The organism is Ideonella sp. BN130291, from assembly GCF_036231905.1.
Lineage (GTDB): Bacteria > Pseudomonadota > Gammaproteobacteria > Burkholderiales > Burkholderiaceae_C > CAMLIZ01.
Genome location: NZ_JAZARE010000005.1, coordinates 395,426 through 419,656 on the forward strand (window position 1 = coordinate 395,426; position 24,231 = coordinate 419,656).

Genomic DNA, 24,231 nt, shown 5'->3' on the forward strand with positions numbered 1-24,231 from the left:
CGGCAACTCACGCTTCCAGCGCGTCCCGTTTCAGTTGCTGGCTGAGCCAGGCGCGGGCGAAGCGCAGCTCCCGGTCCACCGTGGGCACGGACAGGTCCAGCACGTCGGCGATCTCCGCACGCTGCAGGCCACCAAAGTAGGTGAGCTGCAGGATCTGCGACGCGCGCTGGTCCTGTGCATCCAGGCGCGTGAGCAGCGCATCCAGGGTCAGCAGGTCCGCGATCAGCGACTCCTCGCCCACCTGGGACAGGGTGAAGGTGACGCGGGCCGCGTTGCCGCCGCGCTTGTCGGCCTGGCGTGCGCGTGCATGGTCCACCAGCACCGAGCGCATCGCCTGGGCCATGGTGCCGAAGAAGTGGGCGCGGTTGTCGAAGTCCGGCGGCGAGGCCATGATCTTCAGCAGCGCTTCATGCAGCAGGTCGCCTGCGGCCAGCGATGGCGTTTCCGCGCCGCGCAGGCGCGAGGCCGCCATGCGCAGCAACTCGCCGTGCACCTGCTGCATCAGGCGCGCAAAGGCTTCGCGCTCGCCCAGCCGCCAGGCATGGAGCAACTGTGTGATCGGCGGTGCGGACATCCGGGCAACGGCAGGAGTTTCGAGGCGCGATCGTAGCCGACGGTTGCCCGCACCTCCGCGCGCCAGCGCCCTGCATATCGATAGCCGAATCGATTCGTTCCGCGCAGCTGCGCGCTTGCCTATCGTCTGCCTCCAACACGCCCGCTACGGGCCTACAAGGAAGCCACACCATGAACATCGTCAGCCTGCTCGGCAGCCCCTCGGTCTGGTCACGTTCGGGCTGGCTCATCGAGCGCGCCAGCCGCCGCCTGGCCGCCGGTGGCGAGCACACGGTACGCACCATCGCCTTGCGCGAGCTGCCGGCCGAGGCGCTGCTGCGCGCCGAAGTGGGCCGCACCGGCCTGCGCGAGGCGGTGGAAGCGGTGATGGCCGCCGACGTGGTGCTGGTGGCCACACCCATCTACAAGGCGGCCTACAGCGGGCTGCTGAAGACCTTTCTGGACCTGCTGCCGCAGGACGGCCTGCGTGGCAAGACGGTGCTGCCGATCGCCACCGGCGGCAGCGCGGGCCACCTGCTGGCGCTGGACTACGCGCTCAAGCCGGTGCTGAACGCGCTGGGCGCGCGCCTGATCGTGGACGCCGTGTTCGCGGTGGACAACCAGCTCATGCCGCACGAGACCCAGGGCTACCTGGCCGAGGATGCCCTCATCCGCCGCCTGGACCGCGCAGTGCAGGCCGTGCTCGACGCGCATCCTGCGCCGGCGAGGCCGGTGCGCAGCCTGCCCACAACCTTCTCCCTCAGCGCGCTGGCGTGTTGACGGCCTGAGCCTCGCGCGCGGCCGCCAGCCGGCAGGCCGCGCCATCCGGACCCCTCTTCCACCGGGCGCCGTCCGCGCCCCGGGCCTCCCTTTGCCGAACGTTGCGACCACCATGAACACCATCCACCACACCACGACACGGCGCCGCTGGCTCCAGGCCCTGGCGGCCACCATCGCTGCATCGGCCGCCCTCAGCGGCGCCTCGCTGGCATACGCCCAGGGCCACAGTGCGCAGGTGCTGCGCATCGGCTACCAGAAGTACGGCACGCTCACTTTGCTGAAGGCGCGCGGCGATCTTGAAAAGCGCCTCGCGCCGCAAGGCATCGAGGTGAAGTGGACCGAGTTCCCCGCCGGCCCGCAGCTGCTGGAAGGCCTGAACGTCGGCTCCATCGACTTCGGCACCGTGGGCGAGGCACCGCCCATCTTTGCGCAGGCCGCCGGCGCGGACCTGGTCTATGTGGCCAACCAGCCGCCCGCGCCCACGGCCGAAGCCATCGTGGTGCCCAAGGGCTCCTCGGTGAGGACCGTGGCCGACCTGCGCGGCAAGCGCGTGGCCCTGAACAAGGGCTCCAACGTGCACTACCTGCTGGTGAAGGCGCTGGAAAAAGCCGGCGTGCCCTATGCCGAGGTGCAGACCGTGTTCCTGCCGCCGGCCGATGCACGCGCGGCCTTCGAGCGCGGCGCGGTGGACGCCTGGGTGATCTGGGATCCCTTCCTCGCCGCTGCGGAAAAGCAGCTGGGCGCCCGCGTGCTGGCCGACGGCACCGGCCTGGTGGCCAACCACCAGTTCTACCTGGCGGCCCGGCCGTATGCCACCCGGCAGCCGCAGATCGTGAAGGCGGTGGTGGACGAGCTGGCGCGCCTGGACGAGTGGGCGCAGAAGCGGCCCGCGGAAGTGGCCGCATTGCTGGGGCCGCAGATCGGGCTGGACCCGGCGGTGGCCGAGACGGCCGCGCGGCGCTTCGCCTATGGCATCACGCCCGTCACGCCGGCGGTGGCCGCCGAGCAGCAGAAGATCGCCGACGCGTTCCTGCAGCTCAAGCTCATTCCCAAGCCCATCCGCATCGCGGACGCCCTGCCCGGCACGCTGGGCGTGGCGCAGGCCGCACGTTGAAGGAGCGGCCGATGAACAGCAACGCCTCTTTCACCCGCCGTGCCGCGCTGGTGGTGGCCATCGCCGCCGCAGCCTGGAGCCCCTTGCCGCCGGCCAGGGCGGCGGACGCCACCGACGCGCCCGAACAACTGCGCGTCGGCTTCCAGAAGGGATCGATCAACCTGGTGCTGCTGAAGCAGCGCGCCACGCTGGAGCAGCGCCTGCCGCGCACCAAGGTGTCGTGGGTGGAATTCCCGGCCGGCCCGCAGCTGCTGGAGGCCCTGGCCGTGGGCGGCATCGACATCGGTGCCACCGGCGACACGCCGCCGGTGTTTGCCCAGGCGGCCGGCAAGGCGCTGCTCTACGTGGGGGCGGAGCCGCCCAAGCCGGACGCATCCGCCATCCTGGTGAAACCCGATTCCCCGATCCGCACGCTGGCCGACCTGAAGGGCCGCAAGGTGGCCTTGCAGAAAGGCTCGAGCGCCCACTTCCTGCTGGTGCGGGCGCTGGAGAAGGCGCAGTTGCCATGGAGCGACATCCAGACGGTGTACCTGCCGCCGGCCGATGCACGCGCGGCCTTCGAAAAGGGTGCGATCGACGCCTGGGTAATCTGGGACCCGTACTACGCCGCGGCCGAGATCGCGGGCAACACCCGCGTGCTGGCCACCAGCCGGGGCCTCACCAACAACAACAGCGTCTACCTCGCCGCACCCGCCTTCGCGCGCCAGCATGGCGAAACCCTGCGCCAGGTGTTCACCGCGCTCACCGAGGCCGACGCCTGGGCGCAAGCCAACCGTTCGGAAGCGGCCCAGCGCGTGGCCGAGTTCACCGGCCTGAGCCTGGCCACCGTGCACCGCGTGCTCGCACGGCGGCCCGCCTCGCCGGTGGGGCCGGTCACGCCGCAGATCGTGGCCGACCAGCAGCGGGTGGCCGATGCCTTCACCGCGCTGCAGCTCATCCCCGCAAGGATCAACGTGGCCGATGCGGTGTGGGCAGGCGCGGCCACACGCGTGGCCCAACAAGCACAAGCGAGCAACCGATGAAGATCCTCTGGTTCATTCCCACCCACGGCGATTCGCGCTACCTGGGCACCAGCCACGGCGCCCGCACCACCGATCTCCATTACTTCAAGCAGGTGGCGGTGGCCGCCGACACGCTGGGCTACGAAGGCGTGCTCATCCCCACCGGCCGCTCCTGCGAAGACCCGTGGATCGTCGCCGCCAGCCTGGTCGACGTGACACGGCGCCTGAAGTTCCTGGTCGCGCTGCGGCCCGGCCTGGTGCAGCCGGCGGTGGCCGCACGCATGGCCGCCACCTTCGACCGCCTGTCCGGTGGCCGCCTGCTGATCAACCTGGTGACGGGCGGTGACGCCGACGAACTGGCCGGCGACGGCTTCTTCCTGGACCATGAAAAGCGCTACGAGGTGTCGGGCGAGTTCATGCACATCTGGCGCGAGCTGCTGGCGCGCAGCCATGACGGCGACACGCTCGATTTCGCCGGCGAGCACCTGAAGGTGCATGGCGGCAAGCTGCTTTATCCGCCGGTGCAGCGGCCCTACCCGCCCACCTTCTTTGGCGGCTCCTCGGAGGCAGCCCATGAGCTGGCCGCGCAGCAGCTGGACACCTACCTCACCTGGGGCGAACCGCCGGCCGCGGTGGCCGCCAAGGTGGCCGACATCCGCCAACGCGCAGCGCGCTACGGCCGCACGCTGGAGTTCGGCATCCGCCTGCATGTGATCGTGCGCGAGACGGAGGACGAGGCCTGGGCCGCGGCCAGCTCGCTGCTGTCCCACCTGGACGAGGGCACCGTCGCGGCGGCGCAGGCCAAGTTCGCGCGCATGGATTCGGTGGGCCAGCGCCGCATGGCCGAGCTGCACAAGGGCCGCTTCAACAAACACGACGTGCGCCAGGGGCTGGAGATCAGCCCGAATCTTTGGGCGGGGGTGGGCCTGGTGCGTGGTGGCGCGGGCACCGCCCTGGTGGGCAACCCGCAGCAGGTGGCCGACCGCATCCAGGAGTACGCGGCGCTCGGCCTGGAGCACTTCATCTTCTCCGGCTATCCGCACCTGGAGGAAGCCTATCGTTTCGCGGAGCTGGTGTTCCCGCTGTTGCCGCTGCAGCTGCAGGAGCGGTTGGTGCAGCCGCGCCTGAGCGGGCCGTTCGGCGAGATCGTGGCCAACGACGTGCTGCCGCCTTCGGCCAAGGCCCCGGCCCTGGCCACTTCCGCGAGCTGACGGCCCATGAACAGCATCCGAACCCGATTGCTGCCCTGGCTGCTGCCCATCCTGCTGCTCACGGCCTGGGAGGTGTCCGCGCGCGCCGGCTGGCTGTCCACCCGCGTGCTGCCGGAGCCGCTGGCCGTGCTGGAGGCGCTGGCGCGCCTGCTGCGGTCGGGCGAGCTCTGGCAGCACGTGCGCACCAGCACCTGGCGCGCGCTCAGCGGCCTGGGCATCGGCGGGGGGCTCGGCCTGGCGCTGGGCCTGCTCACCGGCAGCTTCCGCAGCGCGGAGACCCTGCTGGACACCACGGTGCAGATGGTGCGCAACATCCCGGCCCTGGCGCTGGTGCCGCTGGTGATCCTGTGGTTCGGCATCGACGAGACGGCCAAGCTGTTCCTGGTGGCGGTGGGCGTGTTCTTCCCGATCTACCTCAACACCTTCCACGGCATCCGCAGCGTGGACCGCGGCCTGATCGAGATGGCGCGCAGCTACGGCGTCACCGGCTGGGACTTGTATAGGCAAGTCATCCTGCCCGGCGCCTTGCCCAGCATCCTGGTGGGCCTGCGCTTCGCGCTCGGCCTGATGTGGGTGCTGCTGATCGTGGCGGAGACCGTGTCCGCGCAATCCGGCATCGGCTACATGACGATGAACGCCCGCGAATTCCTGCAGACCGACGTGGTGGTGGTCGGCATCCTGCTCTACGCGCTGCTGGGCAAGCTGGCGGACACCGGCGCCAAGGGGCTGGAGCGCTGGTGGCTGCGCTGGCACCCGGCGTACCAGGCCCGGGCTGCGGCATGAGGGAGAGTCGAACCATGAGCACACTGAGTGAAATCGACCTCGGCCTGCTGGGCCATGTGGCCGGCGAGCGGGCGGCGGCCCCACGCCTGCAGCGCGTGGGTGCACCGCGCCCGGCCGGCCTGCCGGTGCGACTGAGCGGCGTGCACAAGCGCTACCGGGAGCGCGAGGTGCTGCGCAATGTGCAGCTGTCGCTGGCACCCGGCGAGTTCGTGGCCCTGGTGGGGCGCAGCGGCTGCGGCAAGAGCACCTTGCTGCGGCTGATCGCCGGCCTGGAAGCCCCCAGCGCGGGCAGCCTCGGCTTCGGCACGGCGGGGGATGCCGGCCGCGACGACGTGCGCATCATGTTCCAGGACGCACGGCTGCTGCCCTGGAAGCGGGTGATCGACAACGTGGCACTCGGGTTGTCGGGTGAGGATGCGCTGCCACGCGCCCGCGAGGCGCTGGCGCAGGTGGGCCTGGCCGACCGCGCGCACGAATGGCCGGCGGTGCTGTCGGGCGGCCAGCGCCAGCGTGTGGCCTTAGCCCGCGCCCTGGTGCACCGCCCTCGCCTGCTGCTGCTGGACGAGCCGCTGGGCGCGCTGGATGCGCTCACCCGCATCGAGATGCATGCACTCATCGAACGGCTGTGGCTGCAGCACGGTTTCACCGCCCTGCTGGTGACACACGACGTGGCCGAGGCGGTGTCGCTGGCCGACAGGGTGCTGCTGATCGAGGACCACCAGGTCGCCCTCGACGAACCGGTGCCCATCGCACGGCCGCGCTCACGTGCGCATGCCGGCTTTGCGGCGCTGGAGAACCGGGTGCTGCAGCGGGTGTTGCGACAGCCCGAGATCGAGCCACAGCGCGCCGAACCAATCACGGTGCCGCAGCTGCGCTGGGCCGTGTGAGCTGAGCTCTCATGCGGGCAACGCATGTGCAGTCGCGATTTGATTCGTTCCCCGTGGGCACCCAGGCCGATAACGTCACCATCACGCCAAACCAGGCGCATCACCCCCAGGAAAACAAAGCCATGAGCATCACCGCCATCAACGTGCGCAACCAGTTCCGCGGCAAGGTCAGGGAGGTCATCGAGGGCCCGGTCGTGTCCGAGGTCGATGTGGAAACGCCCGCCGGCCTGATCATCACCTCGGTGATCACCACCCGCTCCGTCAAGGAGCTGGGCCTCAAGCCCGGCAAGGACGTCATCGCCCTGGTGAAGTCCACCGAAGTGTCCCTGGCCACGCTTTGACACTGCCATGGCCGGCTGCCGCTGCTCCACCCCCTTGCTCGTGATCCCGGGCCTGGACGACAGCGGCCCGGCTCACTGGCAAAGCTGGCTGCAGGCCCAGCACAAGGATGCAGTGCGTGTGACCCAGCACGACTGGTCCACGCCGGACCTGGACCGCTGGGCCGCCCGCATCGCGGCCACGGTGGATCGCCACGGCAGTGGGCCCTGGGTGGCGGTGGCGCACAGCTTCGGCGTGCTGGCGCTGATGCGCTGCCTGCAGCTGCACCCCGGCACGCCGGTGGCCGCCGCCTTGCTGGTGGCGCCGGCCGAGCCGGACAAGTTCGGCGTGGCGGGACTCCTGCCCCATGGCCGCCTGGCCATTCCGAGCACGCTCATCGCCAGCGACACCGACCCGTGGATGACCGCGGCCAGCACGCGGCGCTGGGCCGCCCGCTGGGGCAGCCACTGGCTGACCCTGGGCGATGCCGGACACATCAATGCCGAGGCCGGTTTCGGCCCGCTGCCGCTGGCCCAGCGCTGGGTGGTGAGCACGCAGCAGCGCCTGCAGCGGGCGCGGCGGCCCGTGCGGGCGTCCGTGGCGGAGTGGTCCTTCGCGATCTGAGCGCCATCCCTCATCAACGGGGGCGCGGGTGGCTGGCAACGGCTTGCGCGTTTTGCGCATGTCGATGGGCGCATTCATTCGTTCGTCGTTGGGGTAACCGTTCGTAGCATCGGTCCCCATCCCAGAACTCGAATGGCTGCTTCCCATGAACGCCCCCCGTTTGCTGCTCGGCCTGGCACTGGCCGCCGCCTCCCTGGCCACCCACGCCAAGGACATCACCCTGCTCAATGTGTCGTATGACCCGACCCGCGAGCTCTACCAGGACGTGAACACCGGCTTCGCCAAGGCCTGGAAAGCCAAGACCGGCGACACCGTCACCATCAAGGCATCTCATGGCGGCTCTGGCAAGCAGGCCCGTTCGGTGATCGACGGCCTCGAAGCCGACGTCGTCACCCTGGCGCTGGCCTACGACATCGACGAGATCGCCGACAAGGCCAAGCTGCTGCCGGCCGACTGGCAGAAGCGCCTGCAGCACAACAGCTCGCCCTACACCTCCACCATCGTGTTCCTGGTACGCAAGGGCAACCCCAAGGGCATCAAGGACTGGGACGACCTCATCAAGCCCGGCGTGGCGGTGATCACGCCCAACCCCAAGACCTCCGGCGGCGCACGCTGGAACTACCTGGCCGCCTGGGGCTATGCGCAGCGCAAGGCCGGCGGCTCGGAGGCCAAGGCGCAGGAGTTCGTCGGCAAGCTGTACGCGAACGTGCCGGTGCTGGACTCCGGCGCGCGCGGCGCCACCACCACGTTCGTGGAACGCGGCATCGGCGACGTGCTGCTGGCCTGGGAGAACGAGGCCCTGCTGGCGCTGAAGGAGCTGGGCCCGGACAAGTTCGAGATCGTGGCGCCGTCGGTGAGCATCCTGGCCGAGCCCCCGGTCGCGGTGGTGGACAAGGTGGTGGACAAGCGCGGCACCCGCGCGGCGGCCCAGGCCTACCTCGAATACCTGTACTCGCCCGAAGGCCAGGACCTGATCGGCCAGAACTACTACCGCCCGGTGGACCCCAAGGCCGCGCAGAAGTACGTCAAACAGTTCCCGACGCTGAAGCTGTTCACCATCGATGAAGCGTTCGGCGGCTGGAGCAAGGCGCAGAAGACGCACTTCGCCGACGGCGGGGTCTTCGACAAGATCTACACGAAGCGCTGAACCGGACTTGCCCGTGAACGGCCATCTCCTGCTCAAGCGCCACACCGTGCTGCCGGGCTTCAACCTGGCGCTCGGCTTCACCGTGCTGTACCTCAGCCTGGTGGTGCTGGTGCCCCTGTCGGCCACCTTCCTGCGCGCGGCCACCATGACCTGGCCGGCGTTCTGGGACGCGGTGTCCTCGCCGCGCGTGGTGGCCTCCTACCGGCTCACCTTCGGCGCCTCGTTTGCGGCGGCGCTGGTGAACGCGGTGTTCGGCGTGCTGATCGCCTGGGTGCTGGTGCGCTACGACTTCCCGTTCAAGCGCCTGGTGGATGCGCTGGTGGACCTGCCGTTTGCGCTGCCCACTGCGGTGGCCGGCATCACGCTGAGTGCCATCTACGCCACCAACGGCTGGGTCGGCCAGTGGTTCGCGCCGTTCAAGATCGCCTACACCCCGCTGGGGGTTTTCGTCGCGCTGCTGTTCATCGGCCTGCCCTTCGTCGTGCGCACCCTGCAGCCGGTGCTGGAGGACGTGTCGGCCGAGCTGGAAGAAGCCGCCGCCACGCTGGGCGCGAGCCGCTGGCAGACCTTCACACGGGTGATCTTTCCCTCTATCACCCCGGCACTGCTCACCGGCTTTGCGTTGGCCTTCGCGCGCGCGCTGGGTGAATACGGCAGCGTGATCTTCATCGCCGGCAACCTGCCGATGGTGTCGGAGATCACGCCGCTGCTGATCATCAGCAAGCTGGAGCAGTACGACGTGAGCGGCGCCACCGCCATCGCGGTAGTGATGCTGCTGATGAGCTTTGCAATGCTGCTGCTGGTCAACCTGCTGCAGGCATGGGCGCGCAAGCGCCAGGGGATGTGAGCATGAGTGCCGTCCTGCCCGTATCCACCCCCGTGCCCCTGCCGGGCCGCGCCGATGACAGCCGGCCGAAGGACCTGCGCTCGGCCACCAGCGAAGCGCCCTGGGTGCGCCGCCTGCTGATCGGCATCGCGCTGCTGTTCCTGACGCTGTTCCTGTTCCTGCCGCTGGTGTCGGTGTTCGTCGAGGCCTTCAAGAAGGGTGTCGAGGTCTATCTGGCCGCCATCACCGAAGACGACGCGGTGTCGGCGATCAAGCTCACCCTGATCGCGGCCGGCATCTCGGTGCCGCTGAACCTGGTGTTCGGCGTGGCCGCGGCCTGGTGCATCGCCAAGTTCGACTTCCGCGGCAAGAGCGTGCTGCTCACGCTGATCGACCTGCCGTTCTCGGTGAGCCCGGTGATCGCCGGCCTGATCTACGTGCTGGTGTTCGGCCTGCAGGGCTGGTTGGGCGAGAGCCTGCGCGACCACGACATGAAGATCATCTTCGCGGTGCCGGGCATCGTGCTGGCCACCCTCTTCGTGACCTTTCCGTTCGTCGCGCGCGAACTGATCCCGCTGATGCAGGCGCAGGGCACCGAGCAGGAGGAAGCGGCCCGCGTGCTGGGCGCCTCCGGCTGGCAGATCTTCTGGCGCGTGACCATGCCCAACATCAAGTGGGCGCTGCTGTATGGCGTGATCCTGTGCAACGCACGCGCCATGGGCGAGTTCGGTGCGGTGTCGGTGGTGTCCGGCCACATCCGCGGCCAGACCAACACCATGCCGCTGCACATCGAGATCCTCTACAACGAGTACCAGTTCGCGGCCGCCTTTGCGGTGGCCTCGCTGCTGGCCGGGCTGGCGCTGTTGACGCTGGTGCTGAAGTACATCGTCGAGCAGCGCGTGAAGGCGCAGAAGAAAGGCATTCAACATGAGCATTGAAGTGCGCGGCCTGCGCAAGGCCTTTGGCAGCACCGTGGTCTGCGACAACCTCAACCTCGACATCCCGGCCGGTGAACTGGTGGCGCTGCTCGGGCCGTCGGGCTCTGGCAAGACCTCGCTGCTGCGCATCATCGCCGGGCTGGAGCAGCCCGATGCGGGCGAAGTGCGCTTCCATGGCGAAGACGCCACCCGCACCGATGTGCGCGAGCGCCAGGTGGGCTTCGTGTTCCAGCACTACGCGCTGTTCGCCCACATGACGATCTTCGAGAACGTGGCGTTCGGCCTTCGCGTGCGCCCCAAGGCCACGCGGCCGAGCAACGCGGAGATCACACGCAAGGTGACCGAGCTGCTCAAGCTGGTGCAGCTGGACTGGATCGCCGACCGCTATCCGCACCAGCTCTCCGGTGGCCAGCGCCAGCGCATCGCCCTCGCGCGCGCGCTCGCAGTGGAGCCCAAGGTGCTGCTGCTGGACGAGCCTTTCGGTGCGCTGGACGCCAAGGTGCGCAAGGACCTGCGGCGCTGGCTGCGCCGCCTGCACGACGAGATGCACATCACCAGCGTGTTCGTCACCCACGACCAGGAAGAGGCGCTGGAAGTGGCCGACCGGGTGGTGGTGATGAACCAGGGCCGCATCGAGCAACAGGGCGCGCCCGACGAGGTGTACGACCACCCCGCCACGCCCTTCGTGCTGCAGTTCCTGGGCGACGTGAACCTGTTCCATGGCCGCTTCGGCCACGGGCCGGGTGCGGCCGACGGTGCGCAGCCGGTCAGCTATGTGCGGCCGCATGAGCTGCAGGTGCTGGCCGAGCCGCAGGATGGCAGCCTGGAGGCCGTGCTGTCGCAGGCGCTCACGGTCGGCCCGCAGACGCGGCTGGAATTCAAGCGCGTGGACGACGGCAGCTACATCGACGTGGAAGTCACCCGCAGCGAATACCAGCGCCTGCGCGAGCAGCTCGGCCTGAAGGCCGGCAGCACGGTGCACCTGAAGCCGCGCAAGGTCACCCGCTTCGAGGAAGCCGCGCATACCTGAGCCGGCCCCGACGGCTTGAAGCCCCTGGCCGCCAGCAGGGGCACCACGCTGCCGGCCTGCACGCCGATGCAGGCCGCGTTTATCTTCGGGTCTCCACTTCGAAGGGAGCACCATGAAGTTCTACCGCGGCCGACTGATCGACCACATCCACCTGCGTGCGCGTGACCTGGACGCCAGCAAGCGCTTCTACCGCGCCGTGCTGCAGTCGCTGGGCAAGGCAGACGCGATCCGCGAGGCACCGGACCACTTCTCCGCCGACGAGCTGTGGATCGACCGGGCCGACGGGCCGGTGTCCAAGGTGCACCTGGCGTTCCAGGCGGCCAGCCAGGAGGCCGTGAAGGCCTTTTATGACGCGGCACTCGCGGCCGGCGGCGAGGACAACGGCGGCCCCGGCGAACGGCCCTACCACCCCGGCTACTACGGCGCCTTTGTGTTCGACCCGGACGGCAACAACATCGAGGCCGTGTACCACGGGCCGTTCACGGCGTCTGCCGAAGCGATCGAGCTGACGCCCAAGACCTGATCGCCACGCAAGGCGCTCAGATCTCGAACACCTCGCCCGGCTCGGCCGCCAGTGCCTTGTCCACCACCGCGCGCGTGAGCGGCGCGGCAAAGGTCTGGATGAAGTCGTAGGCGTAGGTGCGCAGCCAGGTGCCGCGGCGGATGGCCAGGCGGGTCATGTTCACCGCGAACAGGTGGCGCGCGTCGATCGCGCGCAGGTGGCGGTCGCGCTCCTCGTCGTAGGCGATGGAGGCGACGATGCCCACGCCCAGGCCGAGCTCGACGTACGTCTTGATCACGTCGGCGTCCATCGCGGTGAGCACGAGGTTGGCTTCCAGGCCCTGGCGCTTGAAGGCCTCGTCGATGTGCGCACGGCCGGTGTAGCCGGCGTCATAGGTGATGATCGGATAGGCCGCCAGGCGCTGCAGCGTCAGCGGCTGCTCCTCCTGCAGCAGCGGATGCTCGGGCGGCAGCACCACTGAGTGGGTCCAGCGATAACAGGGCAGCGCCACCAGCTCCGGGTACTGCGTGAGCGCCTCGGTCGCGATCGCGATGTCGGCCTCGCCGGACAGCAGCATCTCGGCCACCTGGCGCGGCGAGCCCTGGTGCAGGTGCAACACCACGTCGGGATGGCGGCTGCGGAAGTCGCGCACCGCGGTGGGCAGCGCATACCGCGCCTGGGAGTGCGTGGCCGCGATGGCCAGCTGCCCCTGCCCTTGCGCCGCAAAGTCATCACCGGCGCGGCGCAGGTTCTCGCAGTCCAGCAGCAGGCGCTCCACGATCGGCAGGATGGTCTCGCCCGGCGGGGTGAGGCCCGTGAGCCGCTTGCCGGCACGCACGAAGATCTCCACGCCCAGCTCGTCCTCCAGCTCGCGGATCTGGCGGCTGACGCCCGGCTGCGAGGTGGACAGCACCTGGGCCACCACGGTCAGGTTGAAGTCCTGGCGCACGGCTTCGCGCACGGAACGGAGTTGCTGGAAATTCACGGGGCTAGCCTCGAAAGGCGTTGCAAATGCGATTTGCGCATTTTGGAAGTAGTGTCTTCATTGAAAAACAACTATTTCCTTCTATCGATAGGTGTTTGGCGCATGTGGCCGAAGACGCGCATCGCTTTTGCCAACCAGCTGCATGGCCGAATCCCCCAAGGCGATCTACGGTGCGATCGCCGCCAACATCGCGATCGCGATCGGAGCCTGATCGTGGCGGTGCTGATCTTCGGCCTGGGCGGCGGCGTGTCCTTCTATGAAGGCGTGATGCACATGCGCCACCCCACGCCGCTGGAGGATCCGACCTGGAGCTACGTGGTGCTCGCTGCGGCGTTTCTGTTCGAGGGTGCGAGCTTCCTGGTCGCACTGCGGCAGTTCCAGCGCGAGGCCAAGGGCCGGCCCTTCTGGGGCGCGCTGCGCTCCAGCAAGGACCCGACCACCTACACCGTGCTGGCGGAGGACGGGGCCGCGCTGCTGGGCCTGTTGGTGGCAGGCGCGGGGGTGTATGCCAGCCACCGTTTCAACCGGCCCGAACTGGACGGCGCCGCCTCAGCACTCATCGGCCTGCTGCTGGCGGGTGTGGCGGTGCTGCTGGTGCGCGAATCGCGCGGGCTGCTGATCGGCGAAGGCATACGGCCCACCACCGCCGCGGCGATCCGCCGCCTGGCCTGCGCACGTGCCGAGGTGGAGTCGGTGGGGCCGCTGCTGTCCATGTACATCGGGCGTGACGAGGTGCTGCTGGCCTTCGACGTGCAGTTCGCGGAGGCCACGCCGGCGGGCCAGGTGTCCGACACCATCGCGGAGATCGAGCGCCAGGTGCGCGAGCAGTTCCCGGTGATCCGCCGCATCTACATCGAGGCGCGGCGGCGCACCTGAGCGGCAGTGGTCAGTCGATGCGGCGGAAGGTCTGGCGCACGTGGGTGCGGTCCAGCATGTCGAAGTGCCACCACTCGTTGTCCACGCCGCCGAAGCCGCCGGCCGCCATGGCGCCGCGCAGGATCTGCCGGCGCTCCAGCTGCGCGGGCGTCAGCCGGCCATCGGTGAGGAAGCGTTCTTCCAGCACCGGGTGGGACAGCGGCACCATCTCGTCGAAGCCGGTGCCCATGTCCTGCTCCCGGCCCTGCGCGTCGACCAGCGTCACGTCCACCGCCATGCCGAAGGAATGGATGGAGCCGCGCGCCGGGTCGGCCACGTACTGGCGCAGGTCGGTGCCGGCGAGGTGGTCCCACAACACGATCTGCACACGATGCGGGCGTAGTGCGTCCAGCACCAGCAGGTTGTATTGCGGTGCATGCTGCCGCAACCACTGCACGGCGCGCTCCAGGCCTTCGGCGGCCAGGTGGTGCAGCCAGCTGCAGTCCAGCGCGCCGTAGAGGTTGCGGCCCACGAAGTTGGACGTGCCGGCATAACGCAGGTCCACGCCGATGCCGGCAATGCTGCTCAGACAGCGGAACTCCGGCAGTTCGGACAGGTGTTCACAAGGCGCGGAAGGGATCATGGCGTCGCAGGCAGGGCGGCGCTCGGCCACCGGTTGCGCCATCATGCCGGCTGTTCGCCACACCAGGCTTGCGGCCGGCCGAAGCCGTGCCACAAGCCGGGCAATTCGCCACACGCTTCCCGCCATGCCAGCCGACCACCCCACCGACCTGCCGCCGTTCAAGTCCATCCGCTATGCCGGCGCCGCGCCCGGGCCGCGTCTGATCGTGACCGCAGCGGTGCACGGCAACGAAACTTGCGGCACCCGGGCCATCGAACGCCTGGTGCAGGCCATCGACAGCGGCGCGCTGCGCATCGCGGCCGGTGTGCTGACGCTGGTGCCCATCACCAACCCGCTGGCGTATCGCCTGGGCCGGCGCGCCGGCGACCGCAACCTGAACCGGGCACTCGCGCCCACCGCCACGCCGCGCCAGTTCGAGGACCACGTGGCCAACTGGCTGTGCCCGCTGCTGGCCGCGCACGACGTGCTGCTGGACCTGCACTCCTTCCAGGCCCAGGGCCAGCCCTTTGTGATGGTGGGGCCGGACGACAACACCGGCACCTTGGAGCCCTTTGCCCATGCCGCGGAGGAAGAGGCCCTGGTGCGCCGCCTGGGCGTGAACCGCGCGGTGGACGGCTGGCTCAGCACCTATGCCGAGGGCGTGCAGCGCCGCCGAGCCGATGCCGGCGCCGCGGCGGCCGGCCTCGACCTGGACCCGCGCTACGGCATCGGCACCACCGAATACATGCGCTCGCAAGGCGGCTGGGCGCTCACGCTCGAATGCGGCCAGCACGACGACCCGGCGGCGCCCGAGGTGGCCTGGCGCGCGATCCGCAACACGCTGGCGCACCTGCGGCTGGTGGACGAACCGGCGCCGCCTGCGGCACACGGCATGGAGGCACTGCGCTTGTTCGAGGTGGTGGACAAGCGCCATCCCGACGACCGCTTCAGTCGCGCCTGGCAGAGCTTCGATGCGCTGCAAGCCGGCGACATCATCGGCACCCGCCGCGATGGCGAGGTGGTGCGCGCGCCGTGTGAGGGCCGCATCGTGTTTCCCAATGCGGCGGCCGATGCGCGGCAGGAGTGGTTCTACCTCGCCAAGCCGACCTCGCGGTTTGGTTGATCGCGCAACGTCTCTCTTCTCTCGTGCGCAGCCGCAACGCTAGGTCTATGGAACGAATCACGCATGACGGCCTGTCACTGTTCGATGTACCAACGTTCTTTGCTGCCTCAAAGAATCAACGATTTCGCGCAGTGACCCTGCTCAGGGCGCAAGCCACGGCAGAAGCCTTCACGTCCTGCGGCATCGCAAGCGCAAATCTTCAGGAAAGATTTGATGCAGCGCCTGAAGCGTTCAGGGTGACCTACGGCGATCTCACAAGCACTGGTCAAGAGTTTGCAAAGGCTCACTACGGCAAGTGGCTCGCAAGTACCGATCGCTGGAAGCAGGAGATCACGCTAGAGCTCCTTAAGCGCGCGTTACTGCAACGCTGGGAAGAGTTCTGCCAATGCAACTCTGCGGCCAAAGGAGCCGGGGGATCGTGAGCGCGTCCGCGGCAGCTCCCCGATCGAATGTTGGGTGCACGGGCAGATGCGCTCTTACACTCACCCGCTGTAGTTCGACCCACAGTGAACGCCGTATCCATGAGCTACTACTTTGACGACCCCGATGAAGGCTTGTCCGCTGAAACGAGTCATCCAAAATTTCGAGAACTCGCAGTAGACAGCTTCTACTATGACTGCACCGATGAATTCGCCCCTTTTGGGAGCGACGATGGAGCCGACACGTTGGCTGCGCTCCAGGAATGGTTCCGCAGGGGCGGGCGGCCAGAGCGACTTCCACAGTTCCTTGTCGATCTCTCGTCAGGCTGGAACCTTGGGGTTCCGGCGGGGCTCATTCAAGGCTCGGAGGCCCACAAGCGTGCTTGGCTGGAACAAGATCGCATGCACGAACCGTTCCTCCAATCAGAGTGCCGAGCCCGAATCGCCGTCGCGTTCGGGCAACTGAAGATCTGTGGCGAACTTCACCCCGAAATTCAAGCTGAAGCGCTGGCTTCGATTGCCTGCATGCTCTGGCTCAACGAGCGCTCCCAAACAGCGAACCCTCAATGGGGGCACGCCGCAGAAGAGCGTGCAAAGCTGATGAAGATGAAGGCCGTTCTCGGTGGCCTCTAGAAGAGCCCGCCAATGTTTCGCAGCACGGTCCTCGCCCTTGCATCGAGCGGACCATCGGCGGCGCACCAAAGGCGATAAGCACCGCGGCCGATGAGCACCACCGAGAAGCGCTTCAACGTCGCCGAGTCGTCGCGGGCCAAAGCTTGCCGGTCAAGCTGCACGCAGGATATGACCCCCATTGGAGCGCATACGAGGAGCATGTTCGTGTCTTGGAGGAAGGTGGCTCCTAACCCCATCATCAAGCAACCACGTCCAGGTGTGCCAGGCCCGGTCGCGCATGTCGAGTGTCGGCTCCATGAATGAATCCGTGGTGCAGCGAGTGTCGGCCATCGGGGTGGAACTGCGCCTCCTCGTTCAACGGCTCCGTGTACTGGGCTATGAATTTCATCGGCCGGATGAGGTGCTTCCCGGGGTAGCCCCGGACACGTCAGAAGCGATTTCCAGAATTGAACGACTTGCCGGTCCTGTGCCTGCAGCGCTCAAGGCGTTCTGGCTCATCGTTGGAAGCGTCGACTTGAGCGGAGGTCATCCGCAGTGGAGCGGGTGTGAATATCCCGACCCGCTGGTCGTCCTTCCACCTTCCTATGCTCTCTACGAACTGGACGAGTACATGGAAGACAGAGAAGTCAGAGACGCAGAGGGGCTTCCCTTCGCTATTCCTGTAGCGCCTGACTTCTTCCACAAGGCCAATGTGAGCGGTGGCCCACCATACGAAGTCGCCGTACCAGCGACAGCGGACGATCCGCCTTTGAACAACGCACCTCAACACATCTCCTTGCTGGAGTACGTGGAGTTGTCTCTGCGCTGGGGCGGTTTCGCGGGGCTTCAGCGCTGCGTTGGGCACTCGTGGCCTGTGGATAGCCTGGTTGCCGCACAGGGAAGCTAATCCCTCAAAGCACAAAAAAAGTTTCATTGAGGCGGGCGTTCAAGACGTGATCCCAGAGTATCTGGATGACCCGTAAGTCGTCCTTCGTCCGCCCGGCCGACGAAGCAACAACCAAGGAGCATGCGTGCAGAACCGCCTCGCCGTCGCATTGGCCTTCTACGCCGGACCCGAAGTCTTCGACACCTCCCTGGTGTCCGAGACCCTTGCGCTCGGTATGGAGACGCTATCGTCAGTGGGCCTGCGAGCAACACACGCCGGACTGCTAGGTGGAGGCCATTCGGGCAAGTACAGAAAGCTGACTGGAGCGTTTTCTCGCTCACTTTCCGAAGGCACGTTGGAAGGTATCACCAGCCTTACCCTCGCGTCGGTACCGGCTGGCAGCGATGCTCCCGCGTTCGACGGCGTCGCTGCCATTGGTGTAACGGCGCTTGGCGAGGAAACGATCCTGTTCTGCGTGGTTGAGACGACCCACGTTGCGCTGTTTTCGCAGCAATACGAGGTGGTCGCTGCCCGTCTGGCCAGCCTGCGTCCGTGGAGCTTCGGATATGGATTCACAGACCGCTTTCGTCATGCGGAACTTCACATCCTGGCAATGGATCCCGGCGACCTCTCCCCGGAGGAAAGCGTACGCCTGAACGCTTGGTATCAAGCCGGCTTCAATGCCCGAACCACCAAGCTTCGAAACGTCTACCCCGACAACTACCTCAACGGCTCACAACTCGAGGCGATCGCCGCGCCCGGGACGACGCTCCGGCAATTTGCAAGTCGCCAAGCTGGCACGACCTTGCAGCCGGTCACTGCGTCAACGCTGGTGAGATGGACAATTCCAGACGATGCACGGCTGCGCGGCGTACGAGCGGATCTTGCTCACAGCAATCTCATCATTCGTTGACGAGCCAGCGCGGCAATGGGGGGCCTCACCAGAGCAGGCCACCGCACCGAATGCGCACAGGCTCCATCATGGACAAATCTGTAAAGTGAAACTTAACCAGTTCGACAGACTCACCCAGACTCTTATTGGGCCAGTGCTCGGTTCGGGTGGGTTCTCGTACGACAGGGGAACCTTCTTCAGAGAGCTTGACGTCGGTATCCGCCACGTGGTCTCGCTGGACTTTGACATGCGTGGGAAGAAAACATACCGAGTCATCGTTGGCTTTCACTCCCCGCTGCTGCCGCAGGGCCGGTCGCCGAGCGATGACGGTGTCTTTGGTGTTCGCTATTTGGCCGGGGGTGGTCTTCGGTTATCGCCAGCGAACTTCCCATGCTTCACTGAAGAAGCCGCACGGGCAAGCCTGCTTGATGTCGCGGCGGCATTGCGCAACCTCGTCGTGCCTTGGTTTGATGAAGTGAGATCCCTCGGCGATCTCGCCGAGATCACGGAAGAACACTTTCCCTTCTTCAAGGGGAAGCTTTTCCTCCTGGCCGGAAACAGGCAGTCGGCGAAACACTACCTTTCCATCCACTTGACCACCTTGTCGGCACAGCCGCCAACACAGGACACCCGTCGCGCGATCGACCAAACGAGAGAACTGATCGAGCAGTGCTGAGCGCTTGATCCGGTCGTCTGGTGCCTTGCAGCCTCTGGAAGCGCGTGCTGCCCGAATAGACACGAGCCGTCTGCCCTTCGACGTGCGCCAAGTACTTTTTGTGGATCGTGACGCCGACTTCGCCGACGTGTTGGAGTCCAAGCACAACGATCGAATCCTCCAGGTGTCGCTCGGTATTCCCGAGGAACACATGCTGGATGTATCCGACGCGCCAGGGGAGAGTTCGCGTACCTGGAGGGAAGAAAATCGACACGCGTCGGCCACGAACAGCGCCTCGGCGTCGCGGCAGCAAACCCGCCCGCGCACCGTAGTCAAGCCGACCGAGCAAACACCCGCATCTCCTGCCGCCGCGGCAGGTCGGCACCGCGGCGCGAACAAGTAATGGCCGCCGCCTGGCTGGCGAACTGCAGCGCCGCGCGCAAGGCGGGCAACTCCAACGCGCGCAGCGCCTGCGTCGACAGCGCCCCTGTTTCCGCCAACCAGGTGAGCAAGGCGGCCTGGAAGGTGTCCCCGGCGCCCACCGTGTCCACCAGCGTGCAGGGCGCTGAAGGCACATCGACGCGTCCCTGCGCCGTCCAGGCGGAGGCGCCCTCCCCGCCGCGCGTCACCACCACCAGCCCCACGCCCTGTGCCAGCCATTCGGCCGCCAGTGCCTCGGCGCTCGCACCCGGGTGCAGCAGGCCCAGGTCCTCGTCGCTGATCTTCAGCAGGTGGCTGCGCGGCACCATCCACGTCAGCACCTCGCGCCAGCGCGCCACATCCGGCTCCACGTTGAGCCGCACATTGGGGTCATAGGCGATCAGGCTGCGGCCGCATTCACGCTCCACCAGCGCACGCTGGGTGCCGGCCACCGGCTCCACCACCATGGCGTAGGAGCCGAACTGGAAACAGGCTGCGGGCGGCACACGGGCCAGGGCCTCCATCGGCACCAGGCGGTCCGCACAACGATCGCCATAGAAGGCATACGACGGCACGCCCTGTTCGTTCAGGCCCACCAGGCTCAAGGTGGCGGGAGCGTCGATGCGGGCCACGGCGCGCAGGTCCACACCCTCCTGAAGCAGCGCCTGCTGCAGGCGTTCGCCCGCAAAGCCGGTGGAGACCCCGCCAAAGAAGGCCACCGGCTGGCCCAGCCGCGCCAGCCCCACCGCCACGTTGAAGGGCGAGCCGCCCACGCGCGCATCCAACGCCAGCCCGGTGGGTGTGTGCCCATTGGCAAACACATCGAACAAGGCTTCCCCACACACCACGAACATACCGCCCCTCCTGGCGATTGACTGCCATGACTGTCCCTCGGCTCGGCTCGCACCACCACCGGGAAAACCATTAATCAATCAACTTGATTTATCTAAAGCGGCCGCCCAGAATTTGCCCATCCCTTTTTCCAACACGCCAGGAGACACCCATGTTCACCAAGACCTCGATGGCGCTGGCCGCCGCCCTGCTCGCCACCACCGGCGCCGCCATCGCCGCCGACGCACCGGTGATCGGCCTGATCACCAAGACGGAGACCAACCCCTTCTTCGTGAAGATGAAGGAAGGCGCGCAACAGGCGGCGCAGGCCAAGGGTGCCAAGCTGCTCACCGGCGCGGGCAAGGCCGACGGCGACAACGCCGGCCAGGTGACGGCGATGGAAAACATGATTGCCGGCGGCGCCAAGACCATCCTGATCACGCCGAGCGATTCCAAGGCGATCGTGCCCGCCATCCAGAAGGCGCGTGCCAAGGGCGTGCTGGTGATCGCGCTGGACAGCCCGGCCGACCCGGCCGACGCCACCGACGCGCTCTTTGCCACCGACAACTACAAGGCGGGCGAGCTGATCGGCCAGTACGCCAAGGCGGCCACCGGCGGCAAGCCGGTGAAGATCGCCACGCTGGACCTCTTCCCCGGCCATCCGGTGGGCGCGCAGCGCCACAACGGCTTCCTCAAGGGCTTTGGCCTGGCCGCGCCGGATGCCAAGAGCAACGAGCTCGGCAAGGCGGCCGAAGTGGTGTGCATGGCCGACAGCTTCGGCGACCAGGCCAAGGGCCAGACCGCGATGGAGAACTGCCTCCAGAAGAACCCCGACATCAACCTCGTCTACACCATCAATGAGCCCGCCGCGGCCGGTGCGTACAAGGCGCTGCAGCGCGCCGGCAAGGACAAGGGCGTGCTCATCGTGTCGGTGGACGGCGGCTGCCAGGGTGTGAAGGACGTGACGGCCGGCCACATCGCCGCCACCTCGCAGCAGTACCCCCTGCGCATGGCGGCCATGGGCGTGGAAGCCGGGGTGGAATACGCCAAGACCGGCAAGAAGCCCAGCGGCTACACCGACACGGGCGTGACCCTGATCGCGGGCAAGCCGGTGGCCGGCGTCGAAAGCAAGGACACCAAGGTGGGCACCGATCTCTGCTGGGGCAAGAAGTGAAAGCCCGCGCCGCCCCTTCGCCCAGCCTGCCTTCGATGCCCCTGCCCGCGATGACCTTGCACCACAAGCTGCCGCTGGCCACGCTGGGGCCCTTGCTCGCGCTGCTGGCCGCATGCATCTTCTTCAGCACGCAGAACGAGCGCTTCCTGTCGGGCGGCAACCTGTCGCTGGTGCTGCAGCAGGTGATGGTGGTTGGCGTTATCGCCATCGGCCAGACGCTGGTGATCCTCACCGCCGGCATCGATCTCTCCTGCGGCATGGTGATGGCGCTGGGCGGCATCGTGATGAGCAAGTTCGCCACCGAGCTGGGCCTGCCGCCGGCGCTGGCCATCGCCTGCGGCCTGGGCGTGACCGCCCTGTTCGGCCTGGTCAACGGGCTGCTGGTCACCAAGGTGCGGCTGCCGGCCTTCATCGTGACGCTGGGCACCATGAACATCGCCTTTGCGATCACGCAGCTGTACTCCGGCTCGCAGACCGTGACCGGCCTGCCGGATGCACTCACCGTGCTGGGCGACACCTTCGGCATCGGCAGCACGCAGGTCGGCTACGGCACAGTGCTGATGCTGCTGCTCTACGGCCTGGTGTGGTTTGCGCTGCGCGAAACCGCCGCGGGCCGCCACGTGTACGCGGTGGGCAACAACCGGGAAGCCACGCGCCTGACCGGCATCTCGCCCGACCGTGTGCTGTTGGGCGTGTACGTGCTCGCCGGGCTGTTCTACGGCGTGGCCTCGCTGCTCAGCGTGGCGCGCACCGGCGTGGGCGACCCCAACGCGGGGCAGACCGAGAACCTGGACGCCATCACCGCGGTGGTGCTGGGTGGCACCAGCCTGTTCGGCGGGCGCGGCTGGATCGTGGGTTCGCTGATCGGCGCCCTGATCGTGGGCGTGTTCCGCAATGGCCTCACCCTGATGGGTGTGTCCTCGATCTACCAGATCCTGGTGACCGGCATCCTCGTGATCCTGGCAGTCGCCACTGACCAGCTCTCGCATCGGAGTGCACGATGAACAGCAACACGCCCCTCGTGATGCAGGCACGCGGCCTGGTCAAGCGCTATGGCCAGGTCACCGCGCTGGACGGTGCCGACTTCGACCTGCGTGCCGGCGAGATCCTGGCCGTGATCGGCGACAACGGCGCCGGGAAGTCATCGCTGATCAAGGCGCTCTCCGGCGCCATCGTGCCGGACGACGGCGAGATCCGCCTGGACGGGCAGCCGGTGCGCTTTCGCAGCCCGAGCGACGCACGCCGCGCCGGCATCGAGACCGTGTACCAGGAGCTCGCGGTCGCGCCCGCGATGACGATCGCGGAGAACCTGTTCCTCGGCCGGGAGCTCAAGCGAGGTGGCGTGTTCGGCCGCTTCCTCGGCCTGCTGGACAAACCGCGCATGCTGAGCGAAAGCGTGCGCCACATGAGCGACCTGAAGATCGGCATCCGCTCCATGAACCAGCCGGTGGAAACACTCTCCGGCGGCCAACGCCAGGGCGTGGCGGTGGCCCGCAGCGCGGCCTTCGCCAAGCATGTGGTGATCATGGACGAGCCCACCGCGGCGCTGGGCGTGAAGGAAGGCAACATGGTGCTGGACCTGATCCGCCGCGTGCGCGACAAGGGCCTGCCGGTGGTGCTGATCAGCCACAACATGCCGCATGTGTTCGAGGTGGCCGACCGCATCCACATCGCCCGCCTGGGCAAACGCGCCGCGGTGGTGGACCCCAAGCGCATCAGCATGAGCGACACGGTGGCCGTGATGACCGGTGCGCTGGCGCCGGAGAACATCCCGGCAGAATGCCTGGCGCATTGAGCCCCACCCCACCTTTGACCACTGACACCGTGACCGACCCCGCCCCCTGGCAGCTGCGCCCGCGCGGCTCCAGCCAGGGCGGCCTGCGCCAGTACAACGAACGCGTGGTGCTGCAGGCCATCCGCCTGCACGGCGCCCTGCCCGGCGCCGAGATCGCGCGCCTGACGCACCTGACCGCGCAGACGGTGTCCCTGATCACCAAGCGCCTGCTGGATGACGGCCTGCTGGTCAAGGGCGCGCCGCAGCGCGGCAAGGTGGGCCAGCCCTCGGTGCCGCTGGCACTGAACCCCGACGGTGCGTATGCGGTCGGCGTGAAGGTGGGCCGCCGCAACATGGACCTGCTGCTGGTGGACTTCACCGGCGCGGTGCGCGAACGCTGGTCCACCGACTACCGCTACCCCGAGCCCGCGATGCTGCGCGCGGAGATCGACCAGCGCCTGCGCGAGCTGCGGCGCAAGCTGGGGCCGGCGCGGCGCGAGCTGGTGCAGGGCGTGGGCATTGCGGCGCCGCTGTCGCTGGGCGGTTGGCAGACCCTGCTGGACATGCCGGCCGACGTGGCCCAAACCTGGCGCGGCACCGACCTGCGCGCCGAGGTGGCCACGCTCACCGACTGGCCAGTGCAGCTGCTCAAGGACACCGCGGCGGCCTGCGTGGCCGAGCTGGTGGCCGGGCGTGGCCGCAGCGTGAAGAGTTTTCTCTACGTGTTCGTGGACACCTTCATCGGCGGCGGCCTGGTGGTGGACAGCCACCTGCGCCACGGCTTGAACGGCAACGCCGGCGCGATCGGTTCGCTGCCGCTGGGGCTGGCAGCGCCCGGCAGCAACGCGCCGCCGCCGCAACTGCTCAGCGTGGCGTCCCTGCTGAACCTGGAACGGCTGTATGCGGCGGCCGGCCTGGACACGGGCGCCGTCGCCGACACCCGAGCCCTTGCGGCGCCCTGGCTGCAGCACACCCAGCAATGGCTGCACGATGCCGGCGCCGCGGTGGCCCTGTCGGTGAACAGCGCCGCCTGCCTGCTGGACCTGGACGGCGTGATCATCGACGGCTCCTTCAGCCGCGAGCTGCTGCAGGCGTTGCTGCGAGCCACCGGCGAGGCGCTGGACCGCTACAGCTGGGAAGGCGTGATGCGTCCGCAAGTGCTGGCCGGCACCATCGGCTCCGACGCCCGCGCCATCGGCGGCGCGCTGCTGCCGCTGTATGCCAACTTCGCGCCGGACCGGGATCTGTTCCTGAAGCTGGACGCGTAAGG

The 24,231-nt window shown here is 67.8% G+C and carries 27 protein-coding genes and 1 pseudogene; 24 read left to right on the plus strand and 4 right to left on the minus strand.

Features of this window, described 5'->3' with window-relative positions:
• Nucleotides 1-7 precede the first annotated feature (7 nt).
• Complete coding sequence (locus VPH43_RS13255) at nt 8-574, minus strand: ECF-type sigma factor (protein ID WP_328578178.1); 567 nt, start codon at nt 572-574, stop codon at nt 8-10.
• 170 nt (nt 575-744) lie between these two features.
• Between VPH43_RS13255 and ssuE the strand changes: the two genes are divergently transcribed.
• The 13 genes and pseudogenes from ssuE to VPH43_RS13320 all read left to right on the plus strand — a co-directional run bounded on the left by ssuE (nt 745) and on the right by VPH43_RS13320 (nt 11,734).
• On the plus strand, nt 745-1,332 hold the full coding sequence (ssuE, locus tag VPH43_RS13260; RefSeq protein WP_328578179.1) for an NADPH-dependent FMN reductase: 588 nt from the start codon (nt 745-747) through the stop codon (nt 1,330-1,332).
• Between the two features lie 112 nt (nt 1,333-1,444).
• Nucleotides 1,445-2,446, plus strand: a complete 1,002-nt coding sequence (locus VPH43_RS13265; protein ID WP_328578180.1) for a sulfonate ABC transporter substrate-binding protein — start codon at nt 1,445-1,447, stop codon at nt 2,444-2,446.
• An 11-nt stretch (nt 2,447-2,457) separates the two neighbouring features.
• On the plus strand, nt 2,458-3,468 hold the full coding sequence (locus VPH43_RS13270; protein ID WP_328578181.1) for a sulfonate ABC transporter substrate-binding protein: 1,011 nt from the start codon (nt 2,458-2,460) through the stop codon (nt 3,466-3,468).
• The gene (gene ssuD / locus VPH43_RS13275; RefSeq protein WP_328578182.1) at nt 3,465-4,658 is read left to right on the plus strand and encodes an FMNH2-dependent alkanesulfonate monooxygenase; all 1,194 of its coding nucleotides are present in this window, start codon (nt 3,465-3,467) and stop codon (nt 4,656-4,658) included. Before VPH43_RS13270 ends, ssuD begins: the two co-directional genes overlap by 4 nt.
• 6 nt (nt 4,659-4,664) lie before the next feature.
• Nucleotides 4,665-5,441 carry an aliphatic sulfonate ABC transporter permease SsuC gene (gene ssuC, locus VPH43_RS13280; protein WP_328578183.1) on the plus strand — a complete coding sequence of 259 codons (777 nt, stop codon included), beginning with the start codon at nt 4,665-4,667 and terminating at the stop codon, nt 5,439-5,441.
• Between the two features lie 200 nt (nt 5,442-5,641).
• Nucleotides 5,642-6,328: pseudogene (locus VPH43_RS13285) on the plus strand (ATP-binding cassette domain-containing protein); the annotation flags it as partial.
• Nucleotides 6,329-6,450: 122 nt separating this feature from the next.
• Nucleotides 6,451-6,669 carry a TOBE domain-containing protein gene (locus tag VPH43_RS13290; protein ID WP_328578185.1) on the plus strand — a complete coding sequence of 73 codons (219 nt, stop codon included), beginning with the start codon at nt 6,451-6,453 and terminating at the stop codon, nt 6,667-6,669.
• A gap of 7 nt (nt 6,670-6,676) precedes the next feature.
• Nucleotides 6,677-7,270: an RBBP9/YdeN family alpha/beta hydrolase gene (locus tag VPH43_RS13295; protein WP_328578186.1), complete on the plus strand. Its 594-nt coding sequence runs from the start codon at nt 6,677-6,679 to the stop codon at nt 7,268-7,270.
• A 145-nt stretch (nt 7,271-7,415) separates the two neighbouring features.
• A complete protein-coding gene (locus tag VPH43_RS13300) occupies nt 7,416-8,417 on the plus strand; it encodes a sulfate ABC transporter substrate-binding protein (RefSeq protein WP_328578187.1) in 1,002 nt (333 codons plus the stop codon).
• Nucleotides 8,332-9,264, plus strand: a complete 933-nt coding sequence (cysT, locus tag VPH43_RS13305; protein WP_442909281.1) for a sulfate ABC transporter permease subunit CysT — start codon at nt 8,332-8,334, stop codon at nt 9,262-9,264. The genes VPH43_RS13300 and cysT overlap by 86 nt, the downstream gene beginning before the upstream one ends.
• Before the next feature lie 2 nt (nt 9,265-9,266).
• Nucleotides 9,267-10,181, plus strand: a complete 915-nt coding sequence (cysW, locus tag VPH43_RS13310) for a sulfate ABC transporter permease subunit CysW (RefSeq protein ID WP_328578189.1) — start codon at nt 9,267-9,269, stop codon at nt 10,179-10,181.
• Nucleotides 10,171-11,211, plus strand: coding sequence for a sulfate/molybdate ABC transporter ATP-binding protein (locus tag VPH43_RS13315; RefSeq protein WP_328578190.1), 1,041 nt, complete (start codon nt 10,171-10,173; stop codon nt 11,209-11,211). Before cysW ends, VPH43_RS13315 begins: the two co-directional genes overlap by 11 nt.
• Nucleotides 11,212-11,323: 112 nt before the next feature.
• Nucleotides 11,324-11,734, plus strand: a complete 411-nt coding sequence (locus VPH43_RS13320; RefSeq protein ID WP_328578191.1) for a VOC family protein — start codon at nt 11,324-11,326, stop codon at nt 11,732-11,734.
• A gap of 16 nt (nt 11,735-11,750) precedes the next feature.
• Here VPH43_RS13320 and VPH43_RS13325 read toward each other — a convergent pair whose 3' ends face one another.
• Complete coding sequence (locus VPH43_RS13325; RefSeq protein ID WP_328578192.1) at nt 11,751-12,698, minus strand: CysB family HTH-type transcriptional regulator; 948 nt, start codon at nt 12,696-12,698, stop codon at nt 11,751-11,753.
• 213 nt (nt 12,699-12,911) lie between these two features.
• On the opposite strand from VPH43_RS13325, the gene VPH43_RS13330 reads away from it, so the two are divergent.
• Nucleotides 12,912-13,574, plus strand: a complete 663-nt coding sequence (locus VPH43_RS13330) for a cation diffusion facilitator family transporter (protein WP_328578193.1) — start codon at nt 12,912-12,914, stop codon at nt 13,572-13,574.
• Nucleotides 13,575-13,584: 10 nt separating this feature from the next.
• Here VPH43_RS13330 and VPH43_RS13335 read toward each other — a convergent pair whose 3' ends face one another.
• Complete coding sequence (locus VPH43_RS13335; RefSeq protein WP_328578194.1) at nt 13,585-14,241, minus strand: M15 family metallopeptidase; 657 nt, start codon at nt 14,239-14,241, stop codon at nt 13,585-13,587.
• Between the two features lie 79 nt (nt 14,242-14,320).
• On the opposite strand from VPH43_RS13335, the gene VPH43_RS13340 reads away from it, so the two are divergent.
• The 6 genes from VPH43_RS13340 to VPH43_RS13365 all read left to right on the plus strand — a co-directional run bounded on the left by VPH43_RS13340 (nt 14,321) and on the right by VPH43_RS13365 (nt 18,783).
• Nucleotides 14,321-15,298 carry a succinylglutamate desuccinylase/aspartoacylase domain-containing protein gene (locus VPH43_RS13340; RefSeq protein WP_328578195.1) on the plus strand — a complete coding sequence of 326 codons (978 nt, stop codon included), beginning with the start codon at nt 14,321-14,323 and terminating at the stop codon, nt 15,296-15,298.
• 47 nt (nt 15,299-15,345) lie between these two features.
• On the plus strand, nt 15,346-15,720 hold the full coding sequence (locus VPH43_RS13345) for a hypothetical protein (protein ID WP_328578196.1): 375 nt from the start codon (nt 15,346-15,348) through the stop codon (nt 15,718-15,720).
• Nucleotides 15,721-15,819: 99 nt separating this feature from the next.
• Nucleotides 15,820-16,350: a MolR family transcriptional regulator gene (locus VPH43_RS13350; RefSeq protein ID WP_328578197.1), complete on the plus strand. Its 531-nt coding sequence runs from the start codon at nt 15,820-15,822 to the stop codon at nt 16,348-16,350.
• Between the two features lie 295 nt (nt 16,351-16,645).
• Entirely contained in the window at nt 16,646-17,236 is a 591-nt protein-coding gene (locus VPH43_RS13355) for a hypothetical protein (RefSeq protein WP_328578198.1), read from the plus strand.
• A 124-nt stretch (nt 17,237-17,360) separates the two neighbouring features.
• Nucleotides 17,361-18,128 carry a hypothetical protein gene (locus VPH43_RS13360; protein WP_328578199.1) on the plus strand — a complete coding sequence of 256 codons (768 nt, stop codon included), beginning with the start codon at nt 17,361-17,363 and terminating at the stop codon, nt 18,126-18,128.
• Nucleotides 18,129-18,213: 85 nt separating this feature from the next.
• Nucleotides 18,214-18,783, plus strand: a complete 570-nt coding sequence (locus VPH43_RS13365; RefSeq protein ID WP_328578200.1) for a hypothetical protein — start codon at nt 18,214-18,216, stop codon at nt 18,781-18,783.
• Nucleotides 18,784-19,094: 311 nt separating this feature from the next.
• On the opposite strand, the gene VPH43_RS13370 is transcribed toward VPH43_RS13365, so the two are convergent.
• Nucleotides 19,095-20,036: a carbohydrate kinase family protein gene (locus VPH43_RS13370; protein ID WP_328578201.1), complete on the minus strand. Its 942-nt coding sequence runs from the start codon at nt 20,034-20,036 to the stop codon at nt 19,095-19,097.
• Nucleotides 20,037-20,185: 149 nt separating this feature from the next.
• On the opposite strand from VPH43_RS13370, the gene VPH43_RS13375 reads away from it, so the two are divergent.
• Genes VPH43_RS13375 through VPH43_RS13390 form a run of 4 tightly spaced genes read left to right on the plus strand, consistent with a single transcriptional unit; the run spans nt 20,186 to nt 24,229 of the window.
• Nucleotides 20,186-21,187 carry a sugar ABC transporter substrate-binding protein gene (locus tag VPH43_RS13375; protein WP_328578202.1) on the plus strand — a complete coding sequence of 334 codons (1,002 nt, stop codon included), beginning with the start codon at nt 20,186-20,188 and terminating at the stop codon, nt 21,185-21,187.
• A gap of 35 nt (nt 21,188-21,222) precedes the next feature.
• Nucleotides 21,223-22,191, plus strand: a complete 969-nt coding sequence (locus VPH43_RS13380; protein WP_328578203.1) for an ABC transporter permease — start codon at nt 21,223-21,225, stop codon at nt 22,189-22,191.
• A complete protein-coding gene (locus VPH43_RS13385) occupies nt 22,188-22,982 on the plus strand; it encodes an ATP-binding cassette domain-containing protein (protein ID WP_328578204.1) in 795 nt (264 codons plus the stop codon). Before VPH43_RS13380 ends, VPH43_RS13385 begins: the two co-directional genes overlap by 4 nt.
• On the plus strand, nt 22,967-24,229 hold the full coding sequence (locus VPH43_RS13390; protein ID WP_442909283.1) for an ROK family transcriptional regulator: 1,263 nt from the start codon (nt 22,967-22,969) through the stop codon (nt 24,227-24,229). Before VPH43_RS13385 ends, VPH43_RS13390 begins: the two co-directional genes overlap by 16 nt.
• The last annotated feature ends 2 nt before the right edge of the window (nt 24,230-24,231 follow it).